This is a genomic window from Paraglaciecola sp. 20A4 (assembly GCF_011378905.1).
GTDB lineage: Bacteria > Pseudomonadota > Gammaproteobacteria > Enterobacterales > Alteromonadaceae > Paraglaciecola.
The window spans coordinates 42,493-57,501 of record NZ_WTPY01000031.1; the positions used below are offsets into that span (position 1 = coordinate 42,493).

The 15,009-nt window shown below is 41.7% G+C and carries 12 protein-coding genes and 1 pseudogene; 10 read left to right on the forward strand and 3 right to left on the reverse strand.

All coding sequences use genetic code 11. The features are described from left to right. Nucleotides 1–124: 124 nt before the first annotated feature. The gene (locus GQS54_RS19715; protein WP_166425632.1) at nt 125–520 is read right to left on the reverse strand and encodes a hypothetical protein; all 396 of its coding nucleotides are present in this window, start codon (nt 518–520) and stop codon (nt 125–127) included. Nucleotides 521–1,137: 617 nt separating this feature from the next. Between GQS54_RS19715 and GQS54_RS19720 the strand changes: the two genes are divergently transcribed. The 3 genes from GQS54_RS19720 to GQS54_RS19730 all read left to right on the forward strand — a co-directional run bounded on the left by GQS54_RS19720 (nt 1,138) and on the right by GQS54_RS19730 (nt 3,376). Beyond that, nucleotides 1,138–1,542, forward strand: coding sequence for a S24 family peptidase (locus GQS54_RS19720; RefSeq protein ID WP_166425633.1), 405 nt, complete (start codon nt 1,138–1,140; stop codon nt 1,540–1,542). A 1-nt stretch (nt 1,543) separates the two neighbouring features. Continuing rightward, complete coding sequence (locus GQS54_RS19725) at nt 1,544–2,809, forward strand: Y-family DNA polymerase (RefSeq protein WP_166425647.1); 1,266 nt, start codon at nt 1,544–1,546, stop codon at nt 2,807–2,809. Between the two features lie 165 nt (nt 2,810–2,974). Continuing rightward, a complete protein-coding gene (locus GQS54_RS19730) occupies nt 2,975–3,376 on the forward strand; it encodes a DUF4174 domain-containing protein (protein ID WP_166425634.1) in 402 nt (133 codons plus the stop codon). Nucleotides 3,377–3,518: 142 nt separating this feature from the next. On the opposite strand, the gene GQS54_RS19735 is transcribed toward GQS54_RS19730, so the two are convergent. After that, nucleotides 3,519–3,722: a hypothetical protein gene (locus GQS54_RS19735; RefSeq protein WP_166425635.1), complete on the reverse strand. Its 204-nt coding sequence runs from the start codon at nt 3,720–3,722 to the stop codon at nt 3,519–3,521. Between the two features lie 371 nt (nt 3,723–4,093). Here GQS54_RS19735 and GQS54_RS19740 point away from each other — a divergent pair, with 371 nt between their 5' ends. From GQS54_RS19740 to GQS54_RS19765, 6 genes are all read left to right on the forward strand, one after another. Further along, entirely contained in the window at nt 4,094–5,059 is a 966-nt protein-coding gene (locus GQS54_RS19740) for a calcium/sodium antiporter (RefSeq protein WP_166425636.1), read from the forward strand. Nucleotides 5,060–5,523: 464 nt separating this feature from the next. Further along, nucleotides 5,524–6,477 carry a 2-hydroxyacid dehydrogenase gene (locus GQS54_RS19745; RefSeq protein ID WP_166425637.1) on the forward strand — a complete coding sequence of 318 codons (954 nt, stop codon included), beginning with the start codon at nt 5,524–5,526 and terminating at the stop codon, nt 6,475–6,477. A 710-nt stretch (nt 6,478–7,187) separates the two neighbouring features. Then, nucleotides 7,188–7,700 carry a YetF domain-containing protein gene (locus GQS54_RS19750; RefSeq protein WP_166425638.1) on the forward strand — a complete coding sequence of 171 codons (513 nt, stop codon included), beginning with the start codon at nt 7,188–7,190 and terminating at the stop codon, nt 7,698–7,700. A 92-nt stretch (nt 7,701–7,792) separates the two neighbouring features. After that, nucleotides 7,793–8,416: a trimeric intracellular cation channel family protein gene (locus GQS54_RS19755; protein ID WP_166425639.1), complete on the forward strand. Its 624-nt coding sequence runs from the start codon at nt 7,793–7,795 to the stop codon at nt 8,414–8,416. A gap of 312 nt (nt 8,417–8,728) precedes the next feature. After that, complete coding sequence (locus GQS54_RS19760) at nt 8,729–9,511, forward strand: zinc ribbon-containing protein (RefSeq protein WP_166425640.1); 783 nt, start codon at nt 8,729–8,731, stop codon at nt 9,509–9,511. 171 nt (nt 9,512–9,682) lie between these two features. Further along, nucleotides 9,683–10,084 carry a hypothetical protein gene (locus tag GQS54_RS19765; protein WP_166425641.1) on the forward strand — a complete coding sequence of 134 codons (402 nt, stop codon included), beginning with the start codon at nt 9,683–9,685 and terminating at the stop codon, nt 10,082–10,084. A gap of 137 nt (nt 10,085–10,221) precedes the next feature. On the opposite strand, the gene GQS54_RS19770 is transcribed toward GQS54_RS19765, so the two are convergent. Beyond that, on the reverse strand, nt 10,222–13,014 hold the full coding sequence (locus GQS54_RS19770; protein ID WP_166425642.1) for a TonB-dependent receptor: 2,793 nt from the start codon (nt 13,012–13,014) through the stop codon (nt 10,222–10,224). Between the two features lie 853 nt (nt 13,015–13,867). On the opposite strand from GQS54_RS19770, the pseudogene GQS54_RS19775 reads away from it, so the two are divergent. Beyond that, nucleotides 13,868–14,932: pseudogene (locus tag GQS54_RS19775) on the forward strand (sodium/solute symporter); the annotation flags it as partial. Between the last annotated feature and the right edge of the window lie 77 nt (nt 14,933–15,009).

The following is a 15,009-nucleotide window of genomic DNA, read 5'->3' on the forward strand; positions in this document are numbered from 1 at the left end:
GACCAATTTAACCAATCAATGTATATCGTTGCACTTATCGCAATCTCGAAAACTGGTTTGTAATTATGAAAGTCCCAGTTTCGTTCATTCCCTAATCGCACCAATACACGTTTAGTCACTACTATTAATTTTCATTATCCTCAAAGCCATAACAAACATACCCAGCGAGCCGTTTGGGATTTTTATTCATATACAAGAAATGCTCAAAACCGATGGAAAAAGCAAATGGGTTAGCGTTGTAATCAGCGTAATATTGATCTCGCCCTAAACGAGCCTCATTCACACCCGAGGCGAAGCCACTTAAAAAGTCTTCACGGTTGTGTAGCGTTATACTCGTAGCACCCTCACCACTTTTCACAAGTTCAAAAACACCTTCGTTTACGAATTTGTTGAGCAGTGTTTCGTTAAACAATCCCGTGTAAAACTCGGTTTCAGGGTCAAAATCAACAACAGCCATGCTGTTATTGCTGTTTGCTTCCATTAATGAAGCAAACAGTTCACGTGTTTTTTTTGATATCACTTAATTACCCTTTTTAACTTTAACAACTTCGCATTGCCGATTGATCAGAAAATGAGCTAGGGCCTCTGGGCAGGCCTATCTGGCTTGCAATTATAAACATTTTCGCTGTGGATTTTACCAAATTTAACAAATGTGGTTTGTTAATCTTCATCCTCGATGTATCCCACCCAAGATAAATACTTAATAAATAACAAGTCTGATGGTCACTATTTTGGCTACTGAAGGCTAGAAATCGCATGGGATCTGAAGATCAAAAGATAACCTAGTTATTTTGGAGGTTTAGCTCATTCCTGCCTAAGGCTCTGTCCAATGCTTTCTCTTTCTCTTCCTAATTCGAAACACTAATATATATGTCTTGGTCTGTTATCCGTTTAACATGTTTGTAGAGATTAATGGGAATACCTAAATAGCATGTTTCTTCCAAATAATTAATGCTGCCATCCCTTAGTGACTCGCGTCAGTATTATTTATGCCATGGGCAATATTAAATTCAGAATAACGCCAAGGTTTAGCTAAGAGATACAAAATTACGATGTTGCTGTAACCCTATAACCAAATCCGAAAAAATAATCAAAAATTGATTTAAAAAACACTAATACTGTATATAATTACAGTACATGTTGAAATTTATCCCTATTAAGGCCTCTGCAGGTATTGTCGGTTTTGAATCACCTGCCACAGAGTACACCCAGTTAAGTCTAGATTTAGACCAGCTGCTTATTGATCATCCGTCTGCTACCTATATTGGTATTGCACAAGGAAAGTCGATGATGGGCGATGGTATCTTCTGTGGAGACTTATTGATTGTTGATCGTGCCCAAGAGATTAAAGATCATGACGTGGTTGTGGCCAGCCTAAATGGTGTATTTGTCTGTAAAAAAATCGACAAGGTAGAAGGTTGCCTAAGATCTTCTAGCAAACACTTCCCGCCTTATTTTCTGAGCGAAGAAGATGAGTTTCAAATAGAGGGCGTTGTCACGCGCTCTATCCGATTACACCGACCATTCAAGAAACAGCTCTGATATGTATGCTCTGTGTGATGTAAATAGTATGTATGCGGCCTGCGAGAAGGTCTTTGATCCCAGTATTCGCAATAGACCGGTAGTGGTGCTAACCAACAAAGATGGCTGTATTTGCGCTGCTTGTGGCATTGCCAAGCGCATGGGTGTGGGTAAAAAATTCGTTCCCTACTTTCAGGTAAAAAAAGAACTTGAAGCAGTCGGTGCTGTTATTCGCTCGAGTAACTATGAGCTATACGCAGATTTAAGCCAGCGTATGATGGACACTTGCGCGCGCTTTGCCCCTGACATCAACGTTTACTCTATCGATGAGTGTTTTTTGTATTATGGTAAACATGCCTCACCTCCATCCATTGGCTGGGAAACCCTAGCGACAAAGATCAGACAAACTGTGTGGCGAGAAGTCAGATTACCCATTTGCGTAGGTGTGGGCACCACGCCGACTTTAGCGAAAGTAGCCAATTATGCAGCAAAAAATGTTGAAGGTTTCAAAGGCGTCGCAGTGCTCGATAAACAAGATGTGCGTAAAGCCGTACTATCTCAAATGCAAGTGACGGATGTTTGGGGCATCGGCAAACGCTTAGGCATACGCTTAAATGCATTAGGTATTCATACCGCTTGGGAGCTAGCTAATCGAGACCCATCCCAAATTAGAAAAGCGTTTTCGATTGTCGTTGAAAACACCGTCCGTGAGCTTAACGGTCAAGTCCGTCACAGCTGGGATACGGTGCGCGCCGCTAAAAAAGAAATATACAGTACTCGCAGTTTTGGACAACGCATCACTGATTATCAACAGCTACGCAGTGCATTAGCGAGTCATGCTGAAACCGTTGCCATAAAGTTGCGTAAACAAAAAAGTTTGGCTGGTAGCATGACCTTATTTGCAACCAACTCCCCCCATGACGATGAGGGTTATTTCAGGCGTTCATACTTTCATCGCTTTACTGTACCCACCAGTGATACGTGCAATATTATCAAAGTCGTCGAAGCTGCCATGTCACAACTTTTTAAATCCGGGCTGCGTTATTATAAATGCGGCGTAGGCTTAATCGATTTACACGACCAAGGCCTAGTCCAATTTGATATGTTTAATCCGTCAATTGACAACCCTCAGCTGATGGCCTGTATGGATACCATTAACGCCAAATATGGACGAGCGACTGTACATGTGGCAGCAAAAGGGTTCGAACAAAAATTTGCCATGCGTCGTGCTTTTCTGTCGCCCCAATACACCACAAAATGGAGCGATATTCCTAAAGTGATTTGCTAAACCGCTGGGACATTAACGTTGGATCCATAAGCCTAAACGCCTTCATATTATATGAATTTGCTATAATCTACATAAAAGCGATAAACACACCAGAGGAGCAGTAATATTAATAAACGAGTTTATATTGGCGGACTGGTGTTTCTTGCACAGGTGTTATTTATAGGTATGATCAGGGCCGAAGATAAGTTGGCTGACTTTCAATGGCAGAATAGAGTATTACTTAGCCAAGTGGCTTCCAAAGCAGTGCTGGCAAAATGGCAGGCGTATGCTGCCTATCAACAAGTCGACCTTACGGCCCGAAAGCTAGTTGTGTTTGTACAGGTTGATAAGGCTGTTTATCGACTGGCCCCACAGCAAGACCAATTAACGTCAGTGCATTTGCGCCAAGATATTCTCACCTTGCTCAACCGACATGCTGATACCGTGTTATTAATTGGCCTAGACGGCGGCATTAAACAATACTATCCATTAAATGACTTTAGTTTGGAGCAGGTGTTTGCTGACGTTGATTTGATGCCAATGCGCAAAGCTGAAATTGGCAATAATCCAAACATGAAAACCAACTAAGTACACAGCAGCACGCTTAAATGCCGGCATGCCTGCATGACCGCACTGTCATACTGCTGCCATGAGGCACTTCTACCTACTACGCCATTGAATAAGGGAAAAGACATATTAGCCACCTGCGTACCTAACGTTATTAGTAGGGCTATTGCGCAACGGGAATAGCGGCCAGCAGCTTGATTATATTGGCGTTGTTGTTAAGTTTGGCTAAATCAACGAGATAATCCTTTTCAAGAGCTTGCATGGATTCACCTGCCAATAATTCAGTTAACAACTGTTCTTCACCATTTACTATAGCCGTTTTTAGAGCCGCAAAATGTGCGATGCTGTGGTTTGTGTTGTCTGTCATATTTGTTCGCCTTTTACTGTTGACTGATTCTTTACTAGATAGTTATCGTTGGATATCAAACCCGTTACTTAACGATTGATACCTTTAACCATATGACCGGCCGTATGCCAATTCAATGCTTTGCACAAACATAATATCGCCATTATATTAGCTGTTTCCGTTAGAAGCATAAAGAGTTTGGTTGGTGGTTGATTCAACTGCGCGCCGAAGTTTGTCTATCACATAGTCATGCGTTCAGATAACGAGGCAAATAGCCAAGTATACAGTCCATGTTATGCTTTTTCTTATTTACGTTCGCCCTCATTATTATCTTGCTGGAATTGTGCAAACTGCTAAGCTGCGGCTCATAAAATTGAATAGGAAAACCCTCGATGTTGCTGGCAGTTTTGGCGTTAATATTTGGCTTGGGGCTTTTGATTTGGAGCGCCGATCGGTTTGTTGATGGAGCCTCAGCAGCAGCTCGCTATGGTGGTATGCCTCCGTTACTCATTGGTATGTTAGTTGTTGGGTTTGGGACGTCAGCGCCTGAAATGGTAGTATCCGCTATGGCCGCAGCAGATGGCAACCCTACCCTAGCCCTAGGCAATGCTTACGGCTCAAATATTACCAATATCGCGTTAATCATTGGCTTAGTGGCTTTGCTTAGCCCAATTAACGTGCACTCTCAAGTACTTAAAAAAGAACTACCGCTGGTGCTTGCCATTACGCTATTTGCTGGATGGCAAATGTTTGACCATCAATTGAGCCGATTTGATGGTTGGTGCTTACTGGCGGTATTTGCTGCGGTTATGACCTGGTCTGTTTGGCAGGGCATGCGTAATCCTCACGACTCAATATCTGACGAAATGGACACCGCGTTGACCCGCAATACTATGACGCTAACACAAGCCTTAAGCTGGTTAGTGCTAGGCCTAGTGTTGTTAGTTGTTGCTTCACGTCTACTGGTGTATGGCGCTGTTTATATAGCTCAAGGCTTAGGAGTAAGTGACTTGGTTATCGGCTTGACCGTCGTGGCCATTGGTACCTCTTTGCCTGAATTAGCTTCGTCCTTAATGGCAATCAAAAAAGGCGAACATGATATTGCGTTAGGTAACATTATTGGTTCGAACTTTTTTAATACCTTAGCGGTTGTTGGTATTGCTGTGGTAATTGAGCCAATGCATATAGATGCGATATTTTTAAGCCGAGACTGGACCTTAACCTTTGCGCTAACAGTTGCTTTGTTAGTGTTAGGGATAGGCTATAAAAAGCAAGGGCGAATCAACCGACTAGAAGGCGCCCTATTACTAACTGTCTTCTTTGCATATACAGGTTACCTGATTAGCAGCGCATTTTAAATTCAAGGCCAAGGCAGATTACGTTCTCCTGTCTCATCTTTACGCTAACTTGCGGTGGGCTATTTACCAATAGAAATGCCTGCCTGTAACGCCTGATTGCAGGGCAGAAAAAGCACCCTGCATGCTATTATACTGCTTGAAAGAGCACGCATTATTTCATCCTGAGAGGCACTAATATTACGCAATAAACAACGTCACTTTAAATGGTTATATTAAATTAATAACGAGTGAAAAATCGACTATGTGAAGTCTAACGTTATCGTTTGTTATTGTTCTTGATTTACATTGATGACAAGATTTGTAGCCTCAATGTATCAGAATAAATATGGTCACAGAAATGAATGTAAAACAGGAAATGAAAGACATAAAGTCCCACTACAAATCGCGGAAATATTGCAATTAGGTCCTGTATGCAAAGAATTATTAGAGCATAAAAATAGTGACCAGAATGACGAGGTAGATGTATGAGCAAACCTAAACTGTTGGTACTTGGTACTCAGACTGAGCGCATGGCCGGCAAACTTGAAAAAGACTTTGACGTACTAAGTACTGCAGGTTCTGACCAAGAATCAATGATTGCGCAACATGGAAGCGAAATCGAATACGTGTTATCGAGGTTTCATGGAGATTTGAGACGCGTCGATCTGGAGCGAATGCCAAACCTCAAGGTCATCTCGAACTATGGTGTCGGATATGACTCAATCGACACTACGGCAGCTGTCGAACTGGGCATCATTGTTACGCATACACCTGATGTACTAAATGATGAAGTCTCAAATACTGCCATCATGTTGCTATTGGCTTGCGCCAGAAATCTGGTCCACGACGAAAATTATCTTCGGGCGCGACGTTGGCCAAAAGACGGCAGCCCACCGCTGTCAACTTCGGTTAGCCATAAGGTAGTCGGGCTCGTAGGCTTCGGTCGCATAGGTCAAACCATTGCCGAAAAACTGCGTGTCTTCGGCACCGACATCGTCTATCACGCGCGTAGTGAAAAAGACGTACCTTACCGCTATTATAAGGATTTGACTCAGATGGCAGCAGATGCGGATTTCTTAATTGTCATTACACCTGGCGGACCTAGTACGCGACACTTAATCGATAATAGGGTGATGGAAGCACTCGGCCCCAAAGGTTGTCTTATTAACATTTCACGGGGCAGCGTTGTAGACGAAAATGCGTTGATTAGTGCTCTACAGACCGGCCGCCTCGGTAAGGCCGGCCTGGACGTGTTCGAAAATGAACCCCATGTTCCAGATGCATTAATGGAAATGGATAACGTGGTCCTACTGCCGCATGTAGGTAGCGCTACGGTTGAAACCCGCCAAGCCATGGGTGATTTAACCGTAGAAAACTTAATTGCATTCTATCGCACAGGCAAAACAGTGACGCCCGTGCCAGAGTGCCGAAACATGTAAGTGATAGCTAGAGGCAGGCTGCTAAATTTTGCTTAAGATAGTGCAGAAACAGAGCAGCATGCTGACTAGCAATATGAAGTAATTTGCATTTATAGGGCAGCTTGGTTATAACGGCCAAGCTCGATGAAAATTGCCGGATATAAATGCGTATTCCTGCTATCGGTTACCTATTAGTCGCTCACGATCTGCGCTAATGGCTGTATTGGCCTGGCCACGCAACTAAATGCCAAAGAACACGCCAGACTTGAACCGTATCATTCGCCATATCAAATAGCTTCGTGTCACAATCAGTCATATTAGTCATCTAAGGCAGTGATCTCCAGCGGCTATTCTCGGCTAAAACATAGCTAGAAAAGAGCATTCGCCGCCCAGCCCTTTGAAAAAGATACATACCTAAGTAAAATTCTTACCCCTGCATTCATTTTAACCCTCTTAATTTAATCAAAGATAATCGATTCATTCCCTTGATAGCCTAGTAATAGCAGGCTCTGAAGGCCAATTAATAATATTAGGTATAGTTAAATCCCCCTTGGCACAGTACTTGATTTACTGATGAATATTTTGGCTGTTTGTCAGCATGTTGCGGATGAATGTTAGTGAATCAAAGCCTTTTAAAGGTTAAGCAGTAAAGCAAAATACTTGCTCGTGAAGAGCAATGCTAACCGGATCACCCGGCTAATCTGTTGAGTTTTATTATTTTGGAGATAAATATGTTTTTTGAATCATGGGGAGAAATCGTCCGGATTATTATTACGACTCTGATAATTTATCCATTTTTAATTTTGGCGACTCATTTAGTCGGTAAACGTTCGTTCGCAAAAATGAACAATTTCGATTGGATAATTACCGTAGCAACAGGATCCATTTTAGGCTCGGCAATTTTGTTGAAAGACGTGGTAATTGTAGAAGTATTCGTCGCCGTTAGCCTGCTTTTGCTACTGCAGTACTTACTTACATTATTAAGCGCGCACTTTTCTGCATTCGATAAATCGGTCAAAACCTCTCCCCAACTGGTGTTCTTTAACGGTGAATATCTAACAAAAGCCATGAAGGATGCACGACTGACCTGTACGGAAGTCGAAGCAGGTATACGTAAAGCTGGCTACGGTGACTCGAATCGGATTATGGCGGTTGTATTTGAGGCTGACGGGGAATTAAGCATTATAGCTAAAAGTGAAATTAGCAATGGGCTTATCACTAAGCTGATTAATGAAAGCGCCTAATGGAAACACGAACCTCAATATGCAGCTAAGTTACTCGTGCTCGATAAATAAATACTTTAGCCATAAACAAAACTTAGCATTAAGGACCGTCAATGACATCTGACTATTTTCATTTTTTAAACCTTATCGGAGTCGCTTTTTTCGCAGTCGCAGGGACGCTGTTAGGCTATGAGAAAAAAGTCGGTGGCTTTGGCATCGTGGTGGTTGCTTCTGTTACTGCTTTGGGCGGCGGGTCCTTACGAGACTTACTTTTAAACGAGCCCGTTTTTTGGGTCGCAGATCAGGCGTACCTATATTCCACTTATGGGGCGACTATTATCGCTATCATCTTCATTCGTTATTTACCTCACGTATCGAACTATTATTTCTTACTTATTGATGCGGTTGGCATGGCAATATTCAATATAGTAGGCATTGAGAAGTCTTTAATAGGAGGCACGGGGATGCTCATCGCCATCACTATGGGAACCACGACGGGGATATTTGGCGGCCTTATCAGAGACGTAATTTGTCGCGAAGTACCGTCTGTAATGCGTGGAGAAATGTACGCTTCAGCTTGTGTTTCTGGGGGGCTAGCCTACGGTGCACTATTTTATTTTGGGGCACCATATATTTGGTGCATTCTGGGCTCACTTTTCACAACAGTTTTTTTGAGAATGGGTGCGCTACATTGGGATTGGCAACTCAAATTTTTTAAGAAAAGGTATCGTAAATAGCAAAATCAATTTATGACACTAGCAGTCATCTCCCTCCCCTAAAGGCCAAAGTTCCGATGGTAAAGGTCAATTTTTAAATATGCTGCTAAGCAGTCTATATGAGCCCTTTCGTTATCACGCAGTCGATTTGTGAACATTGATGCATTGTGATGTTGATGACCGGTTCACATAGACCAGCATGGCCTATTAACTACCGTAGAATTTAGCTTAGGTAATTTCCGCAATACCCTAGGTACAATGCCGAATAGCATATGACGAAGGGTTGAACGATTATTAGCGTAGGCCATAACTCTTTTTTAAAGGAACCTCAGAATGAAATCGAATAAACGATTAACCGAGTTACAAGAAAGCTATAAGGCAATGGTTGATACTGTTGAAGAATATGTGGTCAAAGAAGGTAAAACCTTACAGCAGGCTTTTCATGCGGCGGAAGAAAAGCTCGGTAATACAGCAGAAACAAGCAAAGAAAAAATACAGCAAGCCAGCAAAGAATTAAAAGATAATTTACGTATGTGGGGTGAGGCTGTAGAGGGTGTGAGTGAAGCCTATAAGGATCAAATAAAATTCGACTTAGCTTATGTAAACAGTTCAGTTTGGAGCAAACTACAGAGCATCGCTAATACAAGTACAGCGGAGTTAATGGAGTTTACAACTACGCTTAAGGATAAAGCGCAAGCGGTAGTAACAGAAAATCATCTTGCTGCTCATCAAGAACACACCTTATGGGGCTCTGAACATGCCTTATGGTTAGATGAAATCGCGTTCTGGCGCAAGGAACATGACCAAGCACTAACGAAACTGGCTAAAATTGAAAAGGAACTTAAGCAGCAGTCAATTGCCTTGGCTGAACACACTAAGGCCATACAAGCTCATGCTGAAAGTGATCACGAGCACGAAAAAATTATGGCAGATGCGGAACAAGATGTGACCAGCAAAGCCTTCGAAGACGCCGATGAAAAAGAAAATCCTGTGCATCAACACGAACGCAAATTACATGCTAAAAATGCCGAAGCGCACCTTGCATTAAAAGCACAGCATTTCAAAATAATGGCCATGATTAATATGCTTTATAAAGAGACTCATAAGGTCGATTAGTCGATATCGCTATACACTTTGTAGCAGTGATAAGTCATGCCAGCGAATTGGTTCATAACGTTCATAGGCGATATGCTGATCCGTGAGTGTATCTGTGGGTTAGCAGAACAATAGGCTGGGGATTACAATATACCAGTGTGTAGGCCAAATAGCAGTTGTTTGTTGCATAAAATGAACCTTCTTACCCTGGCGTCATCATATTTTGTATATGAAGTCAGGGTAAGTAAAAAGATGAGAGCCTCTATAAAAGCCGCTTTACTAACAGGGCTCGTGTATCCGGGTGCGGGGCACTTATATCTCAAAAAAAGTGCCATTGGAATTAGTTTCCTTTGTGCCTTTTCAGTACCGTTATATCTGATCATTAGCGAAATAATGACAAAAACGATGGGCATTGTAGAACAAATTGGAAATGGTGAAATACCACTGGATGTAACCGCTATTTCAGCATCGCTATCTTCGGTAACCGCAATGAATCCTCACGAACTGAACATAAAGATATATGCGCTGATTACCATTTGGCTGATCGCAATAGTCGATTCATTTAGGATAGGTAATAAAGCAGCACAAAGATGAAAGGGAAAAAAACAAGGTAAAGTAGTAAATGATTCATTTTGTACTTTACCCGATTCAAAGAAACCTTCTTGCTGGATAAAAATAGCGCGTATCAGGTCAATAAACGCGAACAGGAATAGCTCCTACACACGCTAACACTAGAACTTAGCAGAAACGCCTACTTGAAAGCGACGCCCGGCATATTGCAATTTGGTTACTCGCTCAGGCACATCAGCATATTCAAGGATGTTTTCATTCATAACATTGATAATCTCAGCATTAACCGTAAATTTATCATTTATATCCCAAGAGGTACTGAAATCAAGTTGCCCATAATCGTCTGCGTGTTTCGGTAACCCGCCCCCAACTTCACTTTGTCGCTGTATTAAAAACGATTCGCGCCAGTTATATGCAAGACGCGCTTGGAATCCATCTTTGTCGTAGAATCCAATAACGTTATAGGCATTGGCCGAAAAGCCTTCCACACCGCTACCGGGGGACATCACGCCTGACTGTTCAAATAAATCTGCCTCACTATCACTGCTGTCGGTAAATGTATAGTTAGCTTGGATCCCAAAACCATTTAACCAGCCCGGTAAATAATCAAAATAATGCAGCACCGCCACTTCAACGCCGTTTAATTTAACGCCACCCCGATTACTCTTTTGCGTGACCGTTTCTTGTACATCCCAATCGTCAATACCATCAAAGTCCCGGTCTACATCAAAGCCTGAGTCCTGTACAAATGTTTGGGTGGAAATCCAGTTGCTAAAATCTTTATTGAAGAAGTTAAGACTATAGGCGTTACCGTTGTCTTGATAATACTCTAGGGCAAGGTCGAATTGGGTAGCCAAATAAGGATTGAGGTAAGGGTTGCCCTGAGAGCGGCTATATTCAGTTAAACGAGTACCAAATACCGTCATATTGACTCCAACATCTTCCAATGCGGCTCTCGTCATGACTTTTGCTGCGGAGCCTTTGATAAAGAATCCGTTAGTAAAATCTAAACTGATATTAGCACTTGGCAGTAGTTCTTGAAATGACGTGTTTGCCTCATTAAACGTCGGCTCTGAGGTCGTGATGGTAATCAATTCGCCATCATCCTGTACGGTTTCATCCATACTCACATCTAACACTTGAATAGCAAAGCCTTGTGACGTGTTTTTTGTGTCTACGTAGCGCAGCCCGATATTTCCGCTCCAAGCAAATGCACTATATTCTCCTTCAACGTTTAGCTGCGTATAAAGCGCTAAAATTTCTTCGGTGTTCGATACCGATGCATTGGGTAATAATTCTGTATCCCCCCATGTTTGATCTTGAGAAAGGGTTTTCATAGCAGATATATAATCAGCGACGTTATTTATAAACAAAAAATTACGCGGGAAGTTACCGCTTTCATCCGACAAATAATCGCTCACTTTATTTATGGAAAAAAGGCTATCGTCCAAATCCAATAATGTACTGCAGGTTGAGACAGCATCAGAACCACATTGAGAGCGCAAAGAAGTATATTGGTTTAAGGACTTTTCTCGATCGGTATAAGCCACGCCAAAATCAACGCTCTTCGTCATGCCTGAGTCAAATGCATAACTCACATCAAACTTTGTTTCTAACACTTTATCTTCAAGCTCATCGCGATTTCGGTTATTCCAGTGCGCTTTTACGCCAGCCGGGTCGCCCCACTGAATACTCGAATCGATATTAATTACATCGCTCCCACGACTATCAAAAATAATGTAATCTGAGTCTGTTAGCCCCTCGGCGTTGATAATATTTGGAACATATTGCTCCAATCGTGGCTCAGACTCCGCTTTTGAATAGGACACATCCCCCTGGTACGTCCAAGAACCATTGTAAGCCAATATGTTGTAACCAATCGCCAGAGTTTTAGAAGAATCAGCACGAGTTTGAAATAGTCCATCGAGGGGATCAGCATTTTTATGGGCCGATAGAATAGTGTTATTTTCTGATACAACGACATTTTCAAAGCCATCGCGATGCAGCGGCGCTTGCATACCGTTACTAAAAGCATCACGGTCAAAATCGGTATAAAAAACATCCAGTGTATGGGTAATATCGTCACTTTGCGCAAATTGAAGGGTTAAATTGGCACTGTTTCTGGTTCTTTCTTCGTTATCCGTCATATATTGTGCACGACCGGGGTACCAAAGCGTTCCAGACGTCAGCGTATTACCACTTTCCTCAACAATAGGCCCAGGTGCTCGCTGTGCGTCATCAGCTTGTACGTTATCCCAAAAAGCGGTCTCGTGAGCATCAATACGATTTGTGGTTTTTATATGAGAAAAACCAAATAAAAAGCCAAATGTGTCGTCCATATAGGTATTACTGTAAATAGCCGAAATTTTTGGCGTAAATTCCTCCGCTAAATCGTTATATTTAGCGTTAACTGAACCCGCAATGTGTTCACCAGGGCTAGTAAGCGGACGAGCAGTATTAATCGTTACGTACGAACCTATCCCACCTTCAGCAAGGTTGGCCCGTGAAGCTTTTATAACATCGGCGCCGGCAATTAGTTCAGATGGCAGAACTTGAAAATCGAACTCTCTGCCGCGTTCAGATGTAGCGAGTGTACGGTTGTTCAACTTCACGGTATTAAACTTGGGTCCTAAACCTCGAACAGTAATGGCAGAGCCTTCGCCATTGGTACGAGAAATCATAACACCACTAATCCTTTGTAAAGACTCAGCCACATTCTGATCAGGAAATTTTCCAATATCTTCCGCTACGATACTGTCTTGAATTGAAGGTGCATTTTGCTTTAGCTCCATGGATTGATTCAAGCTACTGCGTATCCCTTTCACTTGGATCACTTCAACATTGCTGTTATCGGCATTGGTTTGTTGCTCTTGTGCAATTGCAACGTTTAGCCCAAGTGCAGTTGATACTGCGACACTGATAGATAAAAGTGCAAACTTACTGTTAATTTTCATATACATCCGCCTAGTTTAGATTTTGTCATATTCCAAGACGCTTATGGCGTCTTGTTCTTGGCCGTTGTATCTATGCTATTGAAGTAGTCGGCGGCAAACTAACAAGATCCCATCAGGAAACATCAGCAGACAGCCATTTTGTAAAATAAACGTTAGTAAAATGCACAATCAATATCGATATCAACAATTTTATAACTCGTTATCACGATTGATTAATACTGCAAAAATAAAACCCTAACATGCTGATTTAAAAAGCTATTAAAGGTAACTACAGATATTCAAAAATCTTTCTCATACTTATTAATCAATTAAAACACCCAGAAAATACAACAAAAAAATAACATTTTTCCGGTGAGACAAAATAGGTTAACAACGGTTCTTATGAGAAAAAAACTGAACTGTGTATTCGATAAGGTGATGAAAAATGCGCTACGGATAGCGGTGAAAATATAATGAAGGTTATATGAGCCATGCAACGAATAGCGCTGTGCTGTCATTTATCGCGACGCCTCATCTTCTAAACCACATCCATACTTTATTGTTACCGAACGGTCATTCCGTTCAGTTTTGCAATATCAATTTGATTCTTAACAGTCTCGACGACCTCGTATTGATGGGCGATATTAATGAAAATTTTCAAGTTAAATATTTTAAAAAAGTAATTTTTTAACATTTATTAGGGCTTTATTAACACTTCTATATATCGATTAGTGCTCAAATCATTCTTTCTAACTATGCAGTGACCGAATTAAATATTCAGCACATGAATTAGCCCCCTTAGGGCAAACAGCCATAAACGGTCTCATCAACTCAAACGCAGAGCCGTGCAATCACAACAATAAAGGTTTACAAAATGAAATTAGAGCAACTCGATTTTATGGTTTTTATTGCCTATGTTATCGGGCTTTTATGCATTGCATTGTGGATATCACGAAATGACCACAAAGGTGACCGAAATACCGAGGATTACTTTTTAGCCAGTAAATCTTTACCTTGGTGGGCAATCGGTGCATCACTTATTGCTGCTAATATCTCAGCGGAACAGATTATAGGCATGTCAGGTTCAGGATATGCGATCGGAATGGCTATAGCTTCTTATGAGTGGATGGCAGCGTTAACATTGATTATTGTCGGCAAATATCTTTTGCCTATTTTTTTGAAAAACGAAATATTTACCATGCCACAATATCTCGAACAACGTTTTGATGGACGCGTAAAAACCATCTTCGCGCTATTTTGGTTAGCAGTATTTATTTTCGTTAATTTGACCTCAGTATTGTGGTTAGGCGGTTTAGCAATACAAACAGTGGCTGGCATAGACTGGATGTTCGGTATGATATTTCTAGCTGTTCTTTCCGTTGCCTACTCTCTTTACGGCGGTTTAAAAGCGGTGGCATATACCGACATTATTCAAGTGGTGCTACTGGTTTTTGGCGGTTTGTTTTTAAGTTATTTAGCCCTGGATACCGTTGCTGATGGTGCAGGTGTTTTTGCCGGCTTCAATATACTCGTTGAAAAAGTGCCCAACCATTTTGACATGATATTAAGCGAAGATAATGCAAACTATAAGAGTTTACCGGGATTATCCGTTCTTATCGGCGGGTTGTGGGTCATGAATATAGGTTATTGGGGTTTTAACCAATATATTATTCAGCGTGCGTTGGCTGCTAAAAGTATTCAAGAAGCGCAAAAAGGCATTGTTTTCGCTGCATTCTTAAAATTACTAATGCCTATTATTGTTGTACTGCCGGGAATTGCAGCACTGATTTTATTCCCTAACTTAACCTCCCCAGACCAAGCATATCCTTCCATGATGGGTTTAATGCCTGCAGGCATTAAAGGATTGGTCTTTGCAGCGTTGGTGGCTGCTATCGTTTCGTCTCTTGCATCCATGACGAACAGTATTTCAACCATATTCTGTAGTGGCATAGTTAATTTGGCCACCTAATAAGAGGTGTTATGATCAATTTCATAACAGCATTAGGTGCAATGATG

Bases quoted from the DNA above. Each gene is read 5' to 3' on its own strand.
- GQS54_RS19720 (WP_166425633.1), top strand. From the start codon at position 1,138: ATGTTGAAATTTATCCCTATTAAGGCCTCTGCAGGTATTGTCGGTTTT.
- GQS54_RS19725 (WP_166425647.1), top strand. From the start codon at position 1,544: ATGTATGCTCTGTGTGATGTAAATAGTATGTATGCGGCCTGCGAGAAG.
- GQS54_RS19730 (WP_166425634.1), top strand. From the start codon at position 2,975: ATGATCAGGGCCGAAGATAAGTTGGCTGACTTTCAATGGCAGAATAGA.
- GQS54_RS19735 (WP_166425635.1), bottom strand. From the start codon at position 3,722: ATGACAGACAACACAAACCACAGCATCGCACATTTTGCGGCTCTAAAA.
- GQS54_RS19740 (WP_166425636.1), top strand. From the start codon at position 4,094: ATGTTGCTGGCAGTTTTGGCGTTAATATTTGGCTTGGGGCTTTTGATT.
- GQS54_RS19745 (WP_166425637.1), top strand. From the start codon at position 5,524: ATGAGCAAACCTAAACTGTTGGTACTTGGTACTCAGACTGAGCGCATG.
- GQS54_RS19750 (WP_166425638.1), top strand. From the start codon at position 7,188: ATGTTTTTTGAATCATGGGGAGAAATCGTCCGGATTATTATTACGACT.
- GQS54_RS19755 (WP_166425639.1), top strand. From the start codon at position 7,793: ATGACATCTGACTATTTTCATTTTTTAAACCTTATCGGAGTCGCTTTT.
- GQS54_RS19760 (WP_166425640.1), top strand. From the start codon at position 8,729: ATGAAATCGAATAAACGATTAACCGAGTTACAAGAAAGCTATAAGGCA.
- GQS54_RS19765 (WP_166425641.1), top strand. From the start codon at position 9,683: ATGAACCTTCTTACCCTGGCGTCATCATATTTTGTATATGAAGTCAGG.
- GQS54_RS19770 (WP_166425642.1), bottom strand. From the start codon at position 13,014: ATGAAAATTAACAGTAAGTTTGCACTTTTATCTATCAGTGTCGCAGTA.